Raw genomic sequence first — 17,126 nt, 5'->3', positions numbered from 1 at the left:
CACAATAGCAATCTGTAACAAGGTGAATCAAGCTCTGTTTAAAAAAACGTCACAATAATTGCGGTGGCGCAAAGCGGCGGTTCTGCAGCACCGGCAAGCGCTCGCGCACCTGGCGAAGATAATCCACGGAAACGTCGGCAAAAATCATCTGCGGCCGGTCCGCCGCGCCGGCCAGCGTCGTGCCGAGCGGATCGATAATCCGGCTTTGGCCAATATTACGGCTGCCGCACTCGCCCGCCGCCACGATATAGCAGGTCGTATCCAGCGCCCGAGCGGCCAGCAGCGTCGCCCAGTGATGCTCCTTCATTGGCCCTCTTACCCATGCGGTGGGGAGAACCAGGATCTCGGCGCCGCTCAGCGCGAGGCTTAACGCCAGCTCCGGGAAGCGCAAATCATAACAGGTCATCAGGCCAACCCGAACCCCGTCGACGTCAATCAGCGCCGGGATCTGCAGGCCGGCATCAACGCGCCGCGACTCCTGTATATTAAACGCATCGTATAAGTGTAGCTTCTGGTATTGCGCGATAACCTCGCCGCGGCGTATCGCCACCAGCGTATTAGCCGCTCGTCCCTCGCCAGAAGGTACGTGAATCGTCAAAATCGTGGTTAAGCCATTATTACGGCTCTCCTCGCGCAGCAGCTGTAAGAAGCCGCCATCCACCTCCTGCGCCGATTTAACCGATAGATCAGGGTCGTTATCGTCACGCGCCAGCAGCGCCTCGGGCAACACCAGTAGCGATGCTCCCTGCCCGGCGGCCTGAGCCATCAGCGCTACGCAGGTCAGCGCATTCGTCCGCCAGTCCGAGGTGACGGCAAATTGTCCAGCAGCAACCAGCATCTTAATCTCCCGTTCGCGAATTCATAGCCAGCGACGCATTTTGCGCGCTACACTCAATTCCCGGTATTAACCAAATAGCAGGGAATGAGAGTGTCACAACTACTTTTAGCCGTTTTTCTTGGCGGCGGCACCGGCAGCGTATTGCGCTGGTGGTTAGGCATGAAGTTTAATCCAATGCACCATGCCATTCCCGTTGGCACGCTAACGGCCAACCTACTGGGCGCATTTATCATTGGTGCCGGCCTGGCCTGGTTTAACCGACTGACCGATATCGACCCGATGTGGAAGCTGCTCATCACCACCGGCTTTTGCGGCGGATTGACAACCTTCTCCACCTTCTCAGCGGAAGTGGTGTTTCTGCTGCAGCAGGGACGTTTCAGCTGGGCCCTGCTCAATATCCTGGTCAATCTACTGGGTTCATTCGCCATGACGGCAGCGGCGTTCTGGCTGTTTTCTCATGCCGCCAGTCGTTAAAAACAGGCAAAAAAAAACCCGCAAATTGCGGGTTTTTATATTCTACTGACGCGTTGCTTAGATAGCGTTTACGTTTGCAGCAGAAGGGCCTTTGGCACCGTTAGTGATTTCGAACTCTACGCGCTGACCTTCAGCCAGAGTTTTGAAACCGTTGGACTGGATTGCAGAGAAATGTACGAATACATCTTTGCTGCCATCTTCCGGAGTAATGAAACCGAATCCTTTGGACTCATTAAACCACTTAACGTTACCTTTAATCTTAGACATCAAAATTACCTTTATATGAAAAAAAGACACTGATACTGTGTCGCGATCCAGTACATCAATTGTGGTGCCTTTTGTCCAGTCGAACTTTGCTAAAAAGTGACAAAAGTCGCTATCTTTTTTAGTGGTTGCGCTTTAGTTATTGTTTTTCCACACAACATAGTGCTCATATCTTTTATCACTAAGCTATTGCGGATTTAAAACTGAAAGCGTGCCCAGGCGAAGTAAACATTACCGTTGTTATAGGTGCCGGGGATATAGGTCATCTGGAACGTCGCCGGGCCGTAGCCGATAGACGCCATCGGCAAAACCACCGGTAGCGGAATATAGTTCCAGTTATCGCGCGCGGTCACCCCGAGCGTATAGCCGAGTCCAAGATGAAAGTTATCGTCGGCGAGCGGACGCCAGGTTTTCTCCCAGCCGTAGCCGGCGATCGGTTCCCATTTGTTAAACGAGTCCTTAAACGCCATCAGATACAGGCCATGCCAGTTGCCTTTATCATCCCAGCGCGACACGCCGAAACCCGCCCCCCAGGGACGTTCGTTATACGCATCGGTTTTTTCTTTGTCATAGGCAAAACGGGCGTGCCAGGTGATCGCGGGAATATACAGGTCGTAGTGTTCAGGCTCCTGCCAGGTCTCAACGACGTTATCGCTTAAGGTGCTATAGCCATCGCGAATCGTCGAGCTGAATGACGCATTTGCTATCCCACTGGAGAGCAGCAGCCCGGAAAAACTGAGCAAAAACAGTACAACATAACGTAGTCTTAACACTTCTCAATTACCAATATCGATTTTAAAGCGGAATAAAGTAGCAAATATAATCTTAATATAACCTTAACGAAATACGGCAAAGTCTTGATTTACCGCCTACCAAATCGCAACAACCCTGCCCGTCGACTTTGTGATAGCGCCCCCGCACCGGCTGATGATTAGATAATTCTCATCAGTTTATTGATTTGCATCAGCATGTTTCGTCGATTTATTCGGCACATTCCCTGACTTAATTTTTGCACAACCTTATTTATCAGCAGATTCTTTGGGTTAATGGTTCAGGGGTAAAATAATGCTTACGCTAGTTGAGATCCTTATCGGGATTGTGGTCATTGTGGGCGTCGCCCGCTATATCATCAAAGGGTACTCCGCCACCGGCGTACTCTTTGTTGGTGGTCTGACGCTGCTTATCGTCAGCGCGCTGATGGGACATAAAATTTTACCCGGCGATGCGAAAAGCACGGGGTATTCCGCAACCGACATCATCGAATATATCAAAATTCTGCTGATGAGCCGCGGCGGCGACCTCGGCATGATGATCATGATGCTCTGCGGATTTGCCACCTATATGACGCATATTGGCGCCAACGATATGGTGGTCAAACTGGCCTCAAGGCCGCTACGCTACATTAACTCCCCCTACCTGCTGATGATCGCCGCCTATTTTGTCGCCTGCCTGATGTCGCTGGCCGTCTCTTCGGCGACCGGCCTCGGCGTCCTGCTGATGGCAACGCTGTTCCCGGTGATGGTGAACGTCGGCATCAGCCGCGGCGCGGCGGCGGCCATTTGCGCCTCCCCGGCGGCCATTATCCTCTCCCCGACCTCCGGCGATGTCGTCCTGGCCGCGAAGGCCGCCGAAATGCCGCTCATCGACTTTGCCTTTAAAACCACCCTGCCGATCTCCATCGTGGCGATTGTCAGTATGGCGATTGCCCACTTTTTCTGGCAGCGCTATCTGGATAAAAAAGAGAACGCCTCCCACGAAATGCTCGATGTGAACGAGATAACCACTACCGCCCCCTCCTTCTATGCCATTCTGCCCTTCACGCCCATTATCGGCGTGCTGATTTTCGACGGGAAATGGGGCCCGGAGCTGCATATTATTGCCATCCTGGTTATCTGCATGCTGCTGGCGGCGGTGCTGGAATTCTGCCGCGGCTTTAACACCAAAAACGTCTTTAGCGGACTGGAAGCCGCCTATCGCGGCATGGCCGACGCCTTTGCCGGCGTGGTCATGCTGCTGGTCGCCGCCGGCGTTTTTGCCCAGGGCCTGAGCACCATCGGCTTTATCAATAGCCTGATTTCGATTGCGACCTCGTTTGGCTCCGCCAGCATCATTCTGATGCTGGTGCTGGTCGTGCTGACGATGCTGGCAGCCATGACAACCGGTTCAGGCAACGCGCCGTTTTACGCCTTCGTTGAGATGATCCCCAAGCTGGCGCACTCATCGGGTATTAACCCGGCCTACCTGTCGATCCCGATGCTGCAGGCGTCGAACCTCGGGCGTACCATTTCCCCCGTATCGGGCGTGGTGGTCGCCGTCGCCGGGATGGCAAAAATCTCGCCATTTGAAGTGGTGAAACGGACCTCGGTACCGGTTCTTGTTGGCCTGCTGGTGGTGATTATCGCCACCGAGATTCTGGTGCCCGGAACCACCGTTCAATAAACGTGAAAAGGCGCCAGCAGGCGCCTTTTTTATGCTTTAATAATTCGAGGAACTCATTACCATCCACTATCAGGAATAAAAATGTTCAGGAAGGATTTCGTCGCCATTGCCCTCTTGCTAACGGCAACTCAGGTCGGCGCTGAACCGCTCACCGCAACACAATACGGCGATTTCGACCGCTACGTTCTGGCCTTATCCTGGCAAACCGGTTTCTGCCAGAGCATGCATGACCGAAACCGCAGCGAGCCGGAAGAGTGCCGTCTGCAGCAGGAGACGGCCAACAAAACCGATCATCTTACCGTGCACGGCCTGTGGCCGGGCCTGCCGAAATCCATCGCCGCTCGCGGCGTGGACGATCGCCGCTGGATGCGTTTTGGCTGCGCCACGCGCCCGATACCCAATATGCCGGAAGTCAAAGCCGGGCGGAAATGCCAGGCAGCGGAAACCGGCCTGTCGCTGGAGATGGCCAATAAGCTCAACAGCGTGATGCCCGGTGCCGGCGGCAACTCCTGCCTTGAGCGCTACGAGTACGCGAAACACGGCGTCTGTTTTGGCTTCGATCCTGACAGCTACTTCGGCACGATGGTCCGCCTCGGCGGTGAAGTGAAGCGCAGCGCCCTCGGGACATTCCTGGCGCAACGCTACGGGCAGAGCGTCAGCCGCGACGACTTCGATGCGGCCATCGCCCAGGCCTACGGAAAACAGAGCGTTAAGGCGTTCAAGCTGACCTGCAACGGCAATCCGGCCTATTTAACCGAAATACAGATCGCCATTAAGGCCGCGGCTATCAATACGCCGCTCTCCGCCGATGCCTTCCTGCCCCAACCCCATCCGGGCAACTGCGGTAAGCAGTTTGTTCTGGATAAGGTCGGTAATTAATCATGCGGCGGCGCCAGCCGCCACAGAGGCTTCATTCGCGAATGAACGCCAGTAAATCCTGATTTATCTGATGCTTGTGGGTCGTGCAAATCCCGTGCGACCCGCCTTTATAGACGGTTAATCTGGCGTCTGGCAATATTTGCGCCGCCGCTTTACCGCAGGTTTCGAAAGGTACGATCTGGTCGTCATCGCCGTGGATAACCAGGGTCGGAATGGTCATCTTGCGCAGATCCTCGCGCAGATCGGTTTCCGAGAAAGCTTTGATACAGTCATAGAGCGCCTTAATCGATCCCTGCAGCCCCTGTTCGACAAACCCTTCGCGTACCGCTTTTGACTCTTTAGCCCCGTCCCGGTTGTAGCCATAGAACGCGGCGGTCAGCTCATAGAAGAACGCGCCGCGATCCTCGATAACGCCCTCTCTGATGCCGTCAAATACCTCTTTGGGCACGCCGTCCGGGTTAAAATCCGTGCGGATCATTATCGGCGTCACGGCGCTGATAAGCACCGCTTTTGCCACTCTTTCGGTCCCGTGGCGCCCGATATAGCGCGCCACCTCGCCACCGCCGGTCGAATGGCCGACGTGCACCGCATCACGCAGGTCGAGATGTGCCGTCAGCTGAGCCAGATCGTCAGCATAGCGATCCATGTTGTGGCCGTCCCAGGGCTGGGCCGATCGGCCATGACCACGGCGATCGTGCGCTATCGCCCGAAATCCGTTATCGGCCAGAAACAGCATCTGATCTTCAAAAGCGTCAGCCGTTAGCGGCCAGCCGTGGCTAAATACAACCGGCTGCCCGCTCCCCCAGTCTTTAAAATAGAGATAGCTGCCGTCATCGAGAGTAAGTTTGTCAAAACCGCTCATAGAGTCCTCCTGCATGTATTGGAAAGGACGTGCCTGATATCGCCTAAAAAGGATAAGACAATTTTTCTTACTGCGACGGCAGCAGCATAAATTTCATATGATGCCGTTCGCGATCGTTGCTTAATGTGCGTTTAATCACTTCAAACCGCCGACAAGTCTCAGTATGATGGGAAGACATTAACCCTTGCCATTTTCGGTGAGGGTTTTCTTTTACGGACAGGTTCCTGGATAACATGGAGTACGCAATGACCAGACCCGCAATCATCATCAATGAGTTCGATGCCGAACGCATCGACAGACTGCTCGAGCAGCCGGCGTTCGCCAGTTCACCGGTCGCCGATGCGCTGAACGACGAGCTGGATCGCGCACAAATGCTGGCGCCGGAAGCGATGCCGCATGATGTCGTCAGCATGAACAGCACCGTCAGATTCCGTGATTTGTCCAACGGCGAAGAGCGCGTGCGGACGCTGGTTTTCCCCTCGCAGGTAACCGATAGCGCCACCCAGCTTTCGGTACTCGCCCCCGTCGGCGCCGCGCTGCTGGGCCTGAAGGTCGGCAGCGCCATTCACTGGGAATTACCGGGCGGCGCCTCTGCGCACCTCGAAGTCCTGGAGCTGCTGTACCAGCCGGAAGCCGCGGGTGAATTTCACCGCTAACCCTCCCGCCGCCTGAGGCGTTCTGCGCTTTATTCAGAGGGTGTCTTCGCATCCTCTTTCTGCCCCTCCCTGCTCTGACAAACTTTTACGCCGCCCTGAGCCTCAGCTGACAGTTTTGCGACCTGAATGGCACAATATCTTCGTATAATATGTTGATATAGAAACAGTCGAACAAGGAGGAATGCATATGTATAAAACAATCATTATGCCGGTTGACGTTTTTGAGATGGAGTTAAGCGACAAAGCCGTCCGCCATGCGGAGTTTTTGGCCCAGCAGGACGGAATTATTCACCTGCTCCACGTATTGCCAGGCTCATCCAGCTTCACCATGAGTCGATTCACCGCCGACCTGCGCCGCTTTGAAGAGCATCTGCAGCATGAGGCGGAAACGCGGCTAACCACCATGGCCGGGCACTTCAGCATCGATCCCTCACGAATTAAAAAGCACGTACGCTTCGGCAACGTGCGGGATATGGTGAACGAGCTGGCTAACGAAATTAACGCCGACGTGGTCGTCATTGGTTCACGCAATCCGTCTATCAGCACCCATTTGCTCGGTTCTAATGCCTCAAGCGTCATTCGCCACGCGCATATCCCGGTAATGGTTGTCCGATAAGCGGGAGACGCCGCTCGCCTGCCGACGGCGTGAAGAAAGGCGATAAAAAAAGAGGCTACCGGTGGGTAGCCTCTTTGCTGTGCAGGTCGATCTTACTCTCTTTTATTATGCGGTTTTTGTCCGAATCAGATAATCGAACGAGCTCAGGGATGCTTTTGCCCCTTCGCCGGCGGCGATAATAATCTGCTTGTACGGTACGGTGGTGCAGTCGCCCGCCGCGAACACGCCTTTGACGTTAGTTTCGCACTTCGCATCGATGATAATTTCACCCATCCGATTACGTTCAATCGCGCCTTCCAGCCATGTGGTATTAGGCAGCAGACCAATCTGTACGAAGATCCCCGCCAGCTCGACGTGATGCTCATCACCGCTCAGCCGATCGCGATACTGCAATCCGGTCACTTTACTGCCATCGCCGACCACTTCCGTGGTCTGCGCGTTAAGAATGATATCGACGTTTTTCAGGCTGCGGACTTTGTCCTGCAGCACCTGGTCCGCCTTCATTTCAGGCGCGAATTCCAGCAGCGTAACGTGTTCCACCACGCCCGCCAGATCGATTGCCGCCTCGACGCCCGAGTTACCGCCGCCGATCACCGCCACGCGCTTGCCTTTAAACAGCGGGCCGTCGCAGTGCGGGCAGTAGGTCACCCCTTTCGTCCGGTACTGGTCTTCTCCAGGCACGTTCATGTTACGCCATTTAGCGCCGGTGGCGATGATGATACTGCGCGCCTTCAGCACCGCGCCGGAGGCGGTTTCAATCTGATGCAGGCCGCCTTCTACCGCCGCCGGAATCAGTTTCGACGCGCTCTGTGAGTCAATGACGTCGACATCATATTCATTGACGTGAACCTTCAGCGCCCCGGCCAGCTTCTGACCTTCGGTTTTAGGTACCGAAATGTAGTTTTCGATATCCACGGTATCCAGCACCTGGCCGCCGAAACGTTCGCCCATCAGGCCGGTACGAATCCCTTTACGCGCCGAGTAAACCGCCGCCGCCGCGCCGGACGGGCCGGAGCCGACAATCAGCACGTCGTAAGCATCACGCTTGTTCAGCTCTTCTGCGGCACGTTTCTCCGCGCCGGTGTCAACTTTCGCGACGATCTCCGCCAGCGTCATGCGCCCCTGGCCAAACTCCTTGCCGTTGACAAAGACCGCCGGAACGCCCATCACGTTACGATCGGTAATCTCATTCTGGAACGTCCCGCCGTCAATCGCCGTATGCTTAATGCGCGGGTTCAGCACCGCCATCAGGTTCAGCGCCTGCACCACGTCCGGGCAGTTATGGCAGGTGAGCGAGTAGTAGGTTTCAAACTCAAAATCACCGTCAAGGTCGCGGATCTGTTCCAGCAGGGCCTGGGTCTCTTTCGACGGATGACCGCCGGTCCACAGCAGCGCCAGAACCAGAGAGGTAAACTCATGCCCCAGCGGTGAACCGGCAAAGCGCGGCCCCTGGGTAGAACCTGGATTAGTTATCAAGAAAGACGGTTTGCGCACGGCGAGCGTGTTGTCTTCTTTAAACGTCACTTTCTCAGACAGCTCAGCGATTTCCGCCAGCAGCTCTTTGATTTCTGCCGATTTAGCGCTGTCGTCCAGCGTAGCAATCAGCTCAACAGGTTTGGTCAGTTTCTCAAGGTAGGCCCTGAGCTGGGTTTTCATATTTGCGTCGAGCATCTCGTTATCCCTCTCTTAAAACGTCATCATGCAAGCGGCCTCACGGCTGCCTGAATGCGGCTTGCATCATGGGGTTTGGAAGAAAAACGGGCGTAATAAAACACCCGTTATTCGGTATCAATTTCCCTTTGGATTTCGCGTCAGGGCAAGGCGGCTAGCCTGGGGATCCCCGGGAGCTTACATAAGTAAGTGACCGGGGTGAGCAGGTGAAGCCAACGCCGCCATGGCGTGAAAGACATGGAAATTTTAGATTTTGCCGACCAGGTCCAGGGACGGAGCCAGAGTCGCATCGCCTTCTTTCCATTTAGCCGGGCAAACTTCGCCTGGGTGAGAAGCAACGTACTGAGCTGCTTTCACTTTACGCAGCAGGTCAGACGCATCGCGGCCGATACCTTCAGCGGTAACTTCGATCGCCTGAATGATGCCCTGCGGGTCAACGATAAAGGTGCCGCGGTCGGCCAGGCCCTGGTCTTCACGCATGTTTTCGAAGTTACGGGTCAGGGCGCCAGTCGGGTCACCAATCATCGCATACTTGATTTTAGCGATGGTGTCAGAGCTGCTGTGCCATGCTTTGTGAGTAAAGTGGGTATCGGTGGAGACGGAATAGACGTCTACGCCCAGTTTCTGCAGCTCTTCGTAATGGTCAGCAACGTCACCCAGTTCAGTCGGGCATACGAAGGTGAAGTCAGCCGGATAGAAGAAGAAAACGCTCCAGCGGCCTTCGGTATCTTTCTCGGTAACTTCGATGAATTCACCGTTTTTGAACGCCTGGTTTTTGAAAGGTTTGATTTTAGTGTTAATTAAGGACATCTATACTTCCTCCGTGTTTTCGTTGAGGTCTAAGGTAACTAATTTTTCCTGACCCGACCAATGCGTTTGCATTATCAAATCAATAAGCAATATCTAACAACCGCAACAAGACAACTTTGTGAACCCGTCGGGACAAGTCGCGCCGCCGAACGCACCCGCTAAGCCGATAAAGTAAAAAGGCCGCCCTCTCAGGCGGCCCTATTACCTGAAATACCCGCAGGTAGCTTCAGCGCCAGGCAAGCTGGCTATGCGTTGCGCTCTACATTACCTTAATGTAACAGCATGGGCGATTACACCACCCGCCTCAGCAAAGGGCAATCTGCCCGGGCGCAGGTCTTGCCTATAGCTGCGATAGGTTCCATCATCTGCTGTGCCTTATACATTGATTTCACAAGGAATAATCATGTTAAAACGTCTGCTTTTCCTGAGCCTTTTGCCCATTTGCAGCTATGCAGAAGATCTCCCTGCCCCCGTAAAAGCGATAGAAAAACAGGGTATTACCATCATTAAACCCTTCGAAGCGCCGGGCGGAGTGAAAGGCTGGCTGGGTAAATATCAGGATATGGGCGTCGCTATCTATCTGACGCCTGACGGCAAGCACGCCATCTCCGGCTACATGTATGACGAAAACGGCACCAATCTTAGCGAACAGCTGTTCCAGAAAGAGCTCTATACTCCGGCAGGCCAGCAGATGTGGAAGCAAATGGAGGCCGCCAGCTGGCTGCTTGACGGTAAAAAAGAGGCGCCGATTATCCTGTACGTCTTCGCCGATCCCTTCTGCCCGTACTGCAAGCAGTTCTGGCAACAGGCTCGACCTTGGGTGGAGTCGGGGAAAGTGCAGATTCGCACGCTGCTGGTAGGCGTTATCAAACCGGAAAGTACGCCGGTGGCCGCCGCCATTCTCGCCAGCCGCGATCCGGCAAAAACCTGGCACGATTACGAAAAATCGGCCGGGAAAATGAAAGTTGAGATCCCGGCGGACATCCCGGCGGAAAAAATGCGCATCCTCAACCAAAACCAGCAGCTGATGGATCGGCTAGGGGCTAACGCCACGCCGGCTATTTACTATATGAATAAAGAAAATATGCTGCAGCAGGTTGTCGGCTTACCGGAAGCGGATAAGCTCCAGGTGATGATGGGCGAAAAATAAAGCGTCCCGTCAGACCCTTTTTAGCCGGACTACTCGCCCAAAAAGAGTCTGGCTAAATCACTTTTCGTCGTATACATTCAGAGTCATTAATAAAACCGGCCTTAAATAATTCAGCCCATCAATCGCTGCGCAAATTAAATATAATAAACAAATAGAATAAAAAGATAATAATTCGCACCAGACACAGCAACGGACAGGATGCTAGCAATGGCTAAACTTTACGAACTTAAAAAGTTCGATCTTAACCTACTGGTTATTTTTGAATGTATCTATCAGCATTTAAGTATAAGCCAGGCCGCGGGAACCTTATTTATTACCCCTTCAGCCGTCAGCCAGTCGCTGCAGCGCCTGCGCAATCAGCTCAACGATCCGCTGTTTATCCGCACCGGTAAAGGGATGAGCCCCACCACCCTGGCGGTTAACCTTCATCATCATCTGGAAAAAAATCTCAACCAGCTAGAGCAGACGATCAATATCGTCCACGGCGCCGAACTGAGAAAACGCTTTGTTATCTACAGCCCGCAGTTTTTCCTCTCGCCCTCCTCCGCAACGCTCATCAGCACGCTCTACCGTGACCCCAACCTGCAGGTGGAGCACCACGACCTTCAGCTCGCCTCGGAGTCGGCGGAGAGCCTGCTCGCCTACCGCAAAGCCGATCTGATTTTTAGCCTTTCACCGCTTGCCAGCCCGACCACCGTATGCCTGCCGTTTCAGGAAATAGAGATGGTGCTGGTCTGCCGGCAGAATCATCCGCGAATAGCCGAATTCACCTCCGCAGAAGCCATTGCGCGGGAGAGCTTTACTGACTATCTGACCAAAGAGGCGGGGATGCAGGCGGTTGACTACTGGCTTGAAAAACTGTTCCCCGAACGAAATATTGCCTTCAGCAGCGACTCACACATTGCCATCCTCAATATTATTAGCCAGACTGATTTTATCGGCTTTATGCCAAAAATTGCGTCAACCCCGCAGCTCTTCGACCTCAGGCTGAGAATAATACCTGCTCCGGCGGATATTCCCCGGGCGATGATTCATATGATTTATAATCGGGTGCAGATGGACCACCCTGTTTTAGCCTCTCTTATTAAAGAGGCGGCATTATAATAAAAGTGGCCGCCGCTAATTATCGACCACGTGAATATCCGCACATAAATCAGAAAAATAAAATAGCGAAAACAGCCATCGGAGAAAATTAATGGTCGACTTAAAACGTCCGGCGACCATCAATTCACTCAGCGACCCGACGCCGGCGCGCTACAGCTGGCGCAGACGCTCCGCGGCGGCCAGCAGGGTTGCCGGCTGCTTGGCGAAGCACAGCCGAATCAGCCTGTGCGGGAACGGATCGGCGCAGAACACCGACAGCGGGATCGCCGCCACGCCGATTTCAGTCGTCAGCCAGCGGCAAAAGCTGACGTCGTCGAGATCGGAAACCGCGCTGTAGTCTGCCAGCAGGAAGTAGGTGCCCTCGCAGGGTAATATCTCCAGGCGACTGGCGCGCAGGGCCTCGATAAACAGGTCGCGACGCTGCTGATAGAACGCAGGCAGCTGACGATAGTGCTCCGGTTCGTGACGCAGCATATCGGCGATGGCCAGCTGCGCCGGCGTGTTCACCGAGAACGTCAGATACTGATGCACTTTACGCAGCTCGGCGCTGATCGCCGCAGGGGCGACGCAGTAGCCGACCTTCCAGCCGGTCATATGGAAAGTTTTACCAAAGGAAGAGACCGCTACCGCCCGCTCGCGCAGCTGCGGATGGGCCAGCACGCTGGCGTGTCCCTGCGCCGCAAAGCAGATATGCTCGTAGACTTCATCGCTGACCACGTAAATCTCACGCTCGGCAATCGCCTGCCACAGCGCGGCGAAATCCTCATGCTGCCAGACCGTCGCCGACGGGTTGTGCGGGGTATTGAGGATCACCAGCCGGGTACGCTCGCTCAGCGCGGCGGCAAACTCCTGCCAGTCAACGCGAAAATGCGGCGGCTGCAGGGCAATGCGCTTCAGCACGCCGCCGGACAGCTCAACCGCCGGGGCATAGCTGTCGTAGCTCGGGTCAAAGCAGATCACCTCATCCCCGCTACGCACCAGGGCAGTAATGGCCGCATACAGGGCCTCGGTTGCGCCCGCCGTAACGGTCACATCGCTGTTGGCGTCCGGTCGGTAGCCGTAAAGCTCGGCGGTTTTATCGGCGATGGCTTCGCGCAGCGCCGGTACGCCGGTCATCGGGGCGTACTGGTTGGCGCCCTGGGCGACATGAAAAGCCAGTCGCTCCTGCAGGTAGCGCGGCCCGTCAAAATCCGGGAAGCCCTGTGAAAGATTTATCGCCTGATGCTGCTGCGCAAGAGCGCTCATCTGGCTAAAAATAGTGGTGCCCAGTGAAGGGAGTTTACTCTCAGGAATCAGTGGCTTATTGCTCATTTTGTTATTACCGATTGTAATGCTGTTGTTGAAGCCACTATAACACGATGTTAATATTTGGCAATCGAGACGCTTAGACGTCTATATGCGCCGTTATGCAAAAAAGCCGCAACGCGCTTTGCGCAATGACGTGTATAAATGATGATGTCAGGCCGGCTATGGTCTGCCGCCACCATCAATGCGGCGTAACGCCCACTCTGGAGAAACCATGATCCGCGCCATCGTGACCGATATTGAAGGTACCACCAGCGACATTCGCTTCGTACATAACATTCTGTTTCCGTACGCCCGTGAACGATTAGCAGGCTTCGTGACCGCCCAGCAGTACGCTGAGCCGGTCAAAACGATCCTTGATAACCTCCGCCACGAAATCGCCGCTCCCGCAGCCAGCACCGCCGAGCTTATCGATACGCTATTTGCCTTTATGCAGGAGGATCGCAAATCCACCGCGCTGAAGGCGCTGCAGGGGATTATCTGGCGCGATGGCTACCTTAACGGCGACTTTACCGGCCATCTGTATCCCGATGTTCTGCCGGCGCTGGAAAAGTGGAAGTCGCAGGGAATTGATTTATATGTATATTCCTCAGGCTCGGTCGCTGCGCAGAAATTGTTATTTGGCTACAGCGACGAAGGTGATATTACTCATCTGTTCAACGGCTATTTCGATACTCTGGTAGGCGCGAAGCGCGAAGCGCAGTCCTACCGCAACATTGCTGAACAGCTGGGTCACCACCCTGCCGCCATCCTGTTCCTTTCCGATATCCATCAGGAGCTGGATGCCGCCGAGGAGGCCGGTTTTCGCACCCTGCAGCTGGTGCGCGGCGATCGCGACCCCGCCAGCCATCATCCGCAGATTCAGCGTTTTGACGACATTCATCCGGAGCAAATACCTGCATGAGCGCATTAACGATTTTTTCTGACCAGGACGCCGGGAACGCCATCTGGCACAGCACCGACGCCGACGAAATTCAGCAGCAGCTAAAGGCGAAAGGCGTACGCTTTGAGCGCTGGCAGGCCGACCGCGATTTAGGCGTCGCGCCAACGCCGGAAACGGTGCTTGAGGCCTACCAGCACGCGATTGATAAGCTGGTTGCCGAAAAGGGTTACCAGAGCTGGGACGTTATCAGCCTGCGCGCGGACAACCCGCAGAAAGAGGCGCTGCGCGCGAAGTTTCTCAACGAGCATACCCACGGCGAGGACGAGGTGCGTTTCTTCGTCGAGGGTGCCGGGCTGTTTTGCCTGCATATCGGCAATGAGGTGTTCCAGGTGCTGTGCGAGAAGAACGATTTAATCTCCGTCCCCGCCGACACGCCGCACTGGTTTGATATGGGCTCGGAACCGAACTTCACCGCCATCCGAATTTTCGATAACCCGGAAGGCTGGGTGGCGAAGTTTACCGGGGATGATATTGCCGACGCCTACCCACGGCTGGCGTAATCTCCTTCATCCAGCCCGGCGGCCCTGCGCCGCCGGGCTGCCGTTCAGGGCAACGCGTCCGCGCTGATAAACGCCGGCGGATCGAACGCGGTAATGGGCGGCAGCGCCTCGCGCCACGGGACAATCTCGACCCAGCAGCTCTGCGCGCTACAGCCCTGGCCCAGCCGCGAGCTGCCGCGATCTTCGGTCAGCACGTTAGGATTACCGTGCTTATCCAGGGAGCCTTTTTCGCTGGGGTTCAGCGGATCGTACCAGGCGCCGGTGGCCATCTGCACTACCCCCTGGCGGATCCCTTCGCTGAGATGCACCCCGGCCAGAATCGCTCCGCGGGCGTTATGCACCTTCACCACGCTGCCTTCGGTTACTCCCCGCGCCTGCGCATCCTGGGGATGCATCCACAGCGGCTCGCGCCCCTGAATTTTGGTCGCCCGGCTGACGCTGCCATGATCGTACTGGCTGTGCAGACGCGTGCGCGGCTGGCTGGACAGCAGATGCAGCGGCCAGCGGCTGGCCTCTTCCCGCTGCCAGCTCGCTTCCTCTTCATCCCACCACGGATGGCCCGGGCACTCGCGGTAGCCGAAGTCGGCGACGGTCTGCGAGAAGAGCTCAATCTTGCCGGACGGCGTGGAGAGCGGAGAGCCCAGCGGGTCGGCGCGAAAATCGGCCAGGAAGACCTGCGGCTGCTCCGGCGCGCTGTACTCCAGCACCCCCTGCTGCCAGAAATCCTCAAACGACGGCAGCTCAATGCCCTCTTCCCGGGCCCGCGGGCGCGACTCATCATAAATATGCCGCAGCCACTGCCCGACGCTGCGCCCTTCGCTGAAGCGCTCGCCGCAGCCTAGCCGGGCGGCAAGATCGCAGAAAATCGCGTAGTCGTCGCGGGCCTCGGCAACCGGCGGGATCTGCGCGCTCATGGCAATCATAAATCCGTCATGCCCGCCGCTGCCAATATCCTCCCGCTCCAGGGAGGTGGTCACCGGCAGCACAATGTCGGAAAACTTCGCCTGCGCGGTCCAGTACTGCTCATGCACCACCACCGTTTCCGGCCGTCGCCACGCCTCGCAGAGCTGGTTAAGGTCCTGATGATGGTGAAAAGCATTGCCCCCCGCCCAGTAGACCAGGCGGATATCGGGGTAGCGCAGATGCTGGCCATCAAACTCATATTCGCCGCCGGGGTGCAGCAGCATGTCCGCCAGCCGGGCCACCGGGATCGCGCTGTTAACCGCATTTTTCCCCGCCGGCAGACGGGGGCCGGAAAAGGCTTTGCGCGCCGCGCCCGCCAGGTTGGTACAGGCGTAGCCGAAGCCCAGCCCTCCGCCCGGGGTACCAATCTGCCCCAGCAGCGCGGTCAGGGCGACCGTTGCCCAGTAGGCCTGCTCCCCCTGGCGGGCGCGCTGAATGGACCAGGAGATATTGACCATCGTGCGCTGGCTGGCCATCTCGCGCGCCAGGGAGACAATCTGCTCCGCGGAAATCCCCACGATCGCCGCCGCCCAGCGCGGCGTTTTTGCCACCCCGTCACGCTCTCCCAGCAGATAGGCGCGGTAGGGAGCAAAGCCCACCGTGTGGCTGGCCACAAAGTCACTGTCGTACAGGGATTCGGTAATCAGGACGTAGCACAGCGCCAGCAGCAGCGCGGTATCGGTCCCCGGACGCACCGCCAGCCACTGCGCGGAGTCGACGGCGCTCAGATCGTTGCTGACCGGGCTGATATTGATAAAGCGCGTGCCGTTGGCCTGCATCTTCTCCAGCCAGTGCTTCAGCATATGGTCGTTGGCGCCGCCGCCGTTAACCTGAGAGTTACGCAGCGGCAGGCCGCCAATCGCCACGAACAGCTGACACTCCCGCGCCAGCTCAGAGAAGTGCGTATGCTGACGATGCAGCGGGCTAAGCGGCCCCAGCACATGCGGCAAAATACGCTCGCCGGCGGCGCTGCTGTAGGTATTGGTACTGGCGGTGTAGCCGCCGAAAGATTTCAGGAAACGATGCAGCTGGCTCTGGGCGTGATGAAAACGTCCGGCGCTGGCCCAGCCGTAGGAGCCGCCGTATATGGCTTCGTTCCCGCAGCGCTCCTTCACCGAGGTGAGTTCACGGGCCAGCAGGTCGAGGGCGACCTCCCAGCTCACCTCTACAAAGGGCTCTTTGCCGCGACCTTCCCGCGACGCGGGGCCATTTTTCAGATAGCCGGCCCGCACCGCCGGACGACGAATGCGCGTTTTGCCGGTGACCGCATCGGTGAGGGACTGACCGATGCGCGAGGGATTTTTATCCCAGGCGACCGGTACAACGGCATCAATGGCGCCATCGCGGGTTTGCACCTGCCAGGTTCCCCAGTGCATCACCGCCAGATTATGTTGTTTATTCATGTTGCCCGTTTTTTTGTCACCCGATAGAGGCCGCTATAATAAGTCGGGAGCTGGCTGAAGATAAAATGCCAATGACACTATAATATCCTGTCACTTTAGCCGATAACCATCCGCATGACGCGAGCCCTGGGTTATATTCACCATATCCCACCATAAATATAGCCATCATTAAGCAGCAATTACCGTTTGCAATAAAAGTCAGCGCTTTTACCTTATACCCACAATATAAACATGCCTTAATTTCAGCAT

Annotated in this window: 17 protein-coding genes; 9 read left to right on the top strand and 8 right to left on the bottom strand. The window is 56.1% G+C overall.

From position 1 onward, the window contains the following. Positions 1-49: 49 nt before the first annotated feature. Positions 50-838 carry a deaminated glutathione amidase gene (locus GO007_RS02230; RefSeq protein ID WP_095095006.1) on the bottom strand — a complete coding sequence of 263 codons (789 nt, stop codon included), beginning with the start codon at positions 836-838 and terminating at the stop codon, positions 50-52. A 90-nt stretch (positions 839-928) separates the two neighbouring features. On the opposite strand from GO007_RS02230, the gene crcB reads away from it, so the two are divergent. Next, positions 929-1,312 carry a fluoride efflux transporter CrcB gene (gene crcB / locus GO007_RS02225; protein ID WP_045854454.1) on the top strand — a complete coding sequence of 128 codons (384 nt, stop codon included), beginning with the start codon at positions 929-931 and terminating at the stop codon, positions 1,310-1,312. A 57-nt stretch (positions 1,313-1,369) separates the two neighbouring features. Here the strand turns inward: crcB and cspE are convergent, their stop codons facing one another. Beyond that, the gene (gene cspE, locus GO007_RS02220; RefSeq protein ID WP_004859511.1) at positions 1,370-1,579 is read right to left on the bottom strand and encodes a transcription antiterminator/RNA stability regulator CspE; all 210 of its coding nucleotides are present in this window, start codon (positions 1,577-1,579) and stop codon (positions 1,370-1,372) included. 194 nt (positions 1,580-1,773) lie between these two features. Then, complete coding sequence (pagP, locus tag GO007_RS02215; protein WP_095095003.1) at positions 1,774-2,349, bottom strand: lipid IV(A) palmitoyltransferase PagP; 576 nt, start codon at positions 2,347-2,349, stop codon at positions 1,774-1,776. Between the two features lie 292 nt (positions 2,350-2,641). Here pagP and dcuC point away from each other — a divergent pair, with 292 nt between their 5' ends. Continuing rightward, the gene (gene dcuC, locus GO007_RS02210; protein ID WP_095095000.1) at positions 2,642-4,015 is read left to right on the top strand and encodes an anaerobic C4-dicarboxylate transporter DcuC; all 1,374 of its coding nucleotides are present in this window, start codon (positions 2,642-2,644) and stop codon (positions 4,013-4,015) included. A gap of 81 nt (positions 4,016-4,096) precedes the next feature. Continuing rightward, positions 4,097-4,894 (top strand): ribonuclease I, encoded by a 798-nt coding sequence (gene rna / locus GO007_RS02205; RefSeq protein WP_095094997.1) that lies wholly within the window; start codon positions 4,097-4,099, stop codon positions 4,892-4,894. Between the two features lie 31 nt (positions 4,895-4,925). On the opposite strand, the gene GO007_RS02200 is transcribed toward rna, so the two are convergent. Beyond that, positions 4,926-5,756 (bottom strand): alpha/beta fold hydrolase, encoded by an 831-nt coding sequence (locus GO007_RS02200; protein WP_095094994.1) that lies wholly within the window; start codon positions 5,754-5,756, stop codon positions 4,926-4,928. A gap of 245 nt (positions 5,757-6,001) precedes the next feature. Between GO007_RS02200 and rnk the strand changes: the two genes are divergently transcribed. Together rnk and uspG are read left to right on the top strand one after the other, a co-directional pair. Further along, positions 6,002-6,412: a nucleoside diphosphate kinase regulator gene (gene rnk / locus GO007_RS02195; protein WP_095094991.1), complete on the top strand. Its 411-nt coding sequence runs from the start codon at positions 6,002-6,004 to the stop codon at positions 6,410-6,412. Between the two features lie 187 nt (positions 6,413-6,599). Beyond that, positions 6,600-7,028 (top strand): universal stress protein UspG, encoded by a 429-nt coding sequence (uspG, locus tag GO007_RS02190; RefSeq protein ID WP_045854448.1) that lies wholly within the window; start codon positions 6,600-6,602, stop codon positions 7,026-7,028. Between the two features lie 105 nt (positions 7,029-7,133). Here the strand turns inward: uspG and ahpF are convergent, their stop codons facing one another. Beyond that, the gene (gene ahpF / locus GO007_RS02185; protein WP_095094988.1) at positions 7,134-8,699 is read right to left on the bottom strand and encodes an alkyl hydroperoxide reductase subunit F; all 1,566 of its coding nucleotides are present in this window, start codon (positions 8,697-8,699) and stop codon (positions 7,134-7,136) included. Positions 8,700-8,945: 246 nt separating this feature from the next. Next, on the bottom strand, positions 8,946-9,509 hold the full coding sequence (gene ahpC, locus GO007_RS02180; protein WP_095094985.1) for an alkyl hydroperoxide reductase subunit C: 564 nt from the start codon (positions 9,507-9,509) through the stop codon (positions 8,946-8,948). Positions 9,510-9,912: 403 nt separating this feature from the next. Between ahpC and dsbG the strand changes: the two genes are divergently transcribed. Beyond that, on the top strand, positions 9,913-10,659 hold the full coding sequence (gene dsbG / locus GO007_RS02175) for a thiol:disulfide interchange protein DsbG (RefSeq protein ID WP_095094982.1): 747 nt from the start codon (positions 9,913-9,915) through the stop codon (positions 10,657-10,659). A 207-nt stretch (positions 10,660-10,866) separates the two neighbouring features. Further along, positions 10,867-11,763 (top strand): DNA-binding transcriptional repressor CitR, encoded by an 897-nt coding sequence (gene citR, locus GO007_RS02170; protein ID WP_095094979.1) that lies wholly within the window; start codon positions 10,867-10,869, stop codon positions 11,761-11,763. A gap of 150 nt (positions 11,764-11,913) precedes the next feature. Here the strand turns inward: citR and GO007_RS02165 are convergent, their stop codons facing one another. Beyond that, entirely contained in the window at positions 11,914-13,059 is a 1,146-nt protein-coding gene (locus tag GO007_RS02165) for a pyridoxal phosphate-dependent aminotransferase (RefSeq protein ID WP_166646131.1), read from the bottom strand. A 223-nt stretch (positions 13,060-13,282) separates the two neighbouring features. Here GO007_RS02165 and mtnC point away from each other — a divergent pair, with 223 nt between their 5' ends. After that, a complete protein-coding gene (gene mtnC, locus GO007_RS02160) occupies positions 13,283-13,972 on the top strand; it encodes an acireductone synthase (RefSeq protein ID WP_095094973.1) in 690 nt (229 codons plus the stop codon). Further along, entirely contained in the window at positions 13,969-14,511 is a 543-nt protein-coding gene (locus GO007_RS02155) for a 1,2-dihydroxy-3-keto-5-methylthiopentene dioxygenase (RefSeq protein WP_095094970.1), read from the top strand. The genes mtnC and GO007_RS02155 overlap by 4 nt, the downstream gene beginning before the upstream one ends. Before the next feature lie 44 nt (positions 14,512-14,555). On the opposite strand, the gene GO007_RS02150 is transcribed toward GO007_RS02155, so the two are convergent. Then, entirely contained in the window at positions 14,556-16,877 is a 2,322-nt protein-coding gene (locus GO007_RS02150; protein WP_095094967.1) for a molybdopterin-dependent oxidoreductase, read from the bottom strand. Between the last annotated feature and the right edge of the window lie 249 nt (positions 16,878-17,126).

This window comes from Klebsiella sp. 10-1, from assembly GCF_009758445.1.
GTDB lineage: Bacteria > Pseudomonadota > Gammaproteobacteria > Enterobacterales > Enterobacteriaceae > Klebsiella > Klebsiella scottii.
This window is presented reverse-complemented; position numbering and strand designations above follow the sequence as displayed.

Excerpts from the sequence above, each read along its gene's own strand:
- ahpC (WP_095094985.1), bottom strand. The coding sequence starts at position 9,509 with ATGTCCTTAATTAACACTAAAATCAAACCTTTCAAAAACCAGGCGTTC.
- ahpF (WP_095094988.1), bottom strand. The coding sequence starts at position 8,699 with ATGCTCGACGCAAATATGAAAACCCAGCTCAGGGCCTACCTTGAGAAA.
- cspE (WP_004859511.1), bottom strand. The coding sequence starts at position 1,579 with ATGTCTAAGATTAAAGGTAACGTTAAGTGGTTTAATGAGTCCAAAGGA.
- rnk (WP_095094991.1), top strand. The coding sequence starts at position 6,002 with ATGACCAGACCCGCAATCATCATCAATGAGTTCGATGCCGAACGCATC.
- GO007_RS02155 (WP_095094970.1), top strand. The coding sequence starts at position 13,969 with ATGAGCGCATTAACGATTTTTTCTGACCAGGACGCCGGGAACGCCATC.
- GO007_RS02200 (WP_095094994.1), bottom strand. The coding sequence starts at position 5,756 with ATGAGCGGTTTTGACAAACTTACTCTCGATGACGGCAGCTATCTCTAT.
- uspG (WP_045854448.1), top strand. The coding sequence starts at position 6,600 with ATGTATAAAACAATCATTATGCCGGTTGACGTTTTTGAGATGGAGTTA.
- dcuC (WP_095095000.1), top strand. The coding sequence starts at position 2,642 with ATGCTTACGCTAGTTGAGATCCTTATCGGGATTGTGGTCATTGTGGGC.
- GO007_RS02230 (WP_095095006.1), bottom strand. The coding sequence starts at position 838 with ATGCTGGTTGCTGCTGGACAATTTGCCGTCACCTCGGACTGGCGGACG.
- dsbG (WP_095094982.1), top strand. The coding sequence starts at position 9,913 with ATGTTAAAACGTCTGCTTTTCCTGAGCCTTTTGCCCATTTGCAGCTAT.
- mtnC (WP_095094973.1), top strand. The coding sequence starts at position 13,283 with ATGATCCGCGCCATCGTGACCGATATTGAAGGTACCACCAGCGACATT.
- rna (WP_095094997.1), top strand. The coding sequence starts at position 4,097 with ATGTTCAGGAAGGATTTCGTCGCCATTGCCCTCTTGCTAACGGCAACT.
- citR (WP_095094979.1), top strand. The coding sequence starts at position 10,867 with ATGGCTAAACTTTACGAACTTAAAAAGTTCGATCTTAACCTACTGGTT.
- GO007_RS02150 (WP_095094967.1), bottom strand. The coding sequence starts at position 16,877 with ATGAATAAACAACATAATCTGGCGGTGATGCACTGGGGAACCTGGCAG.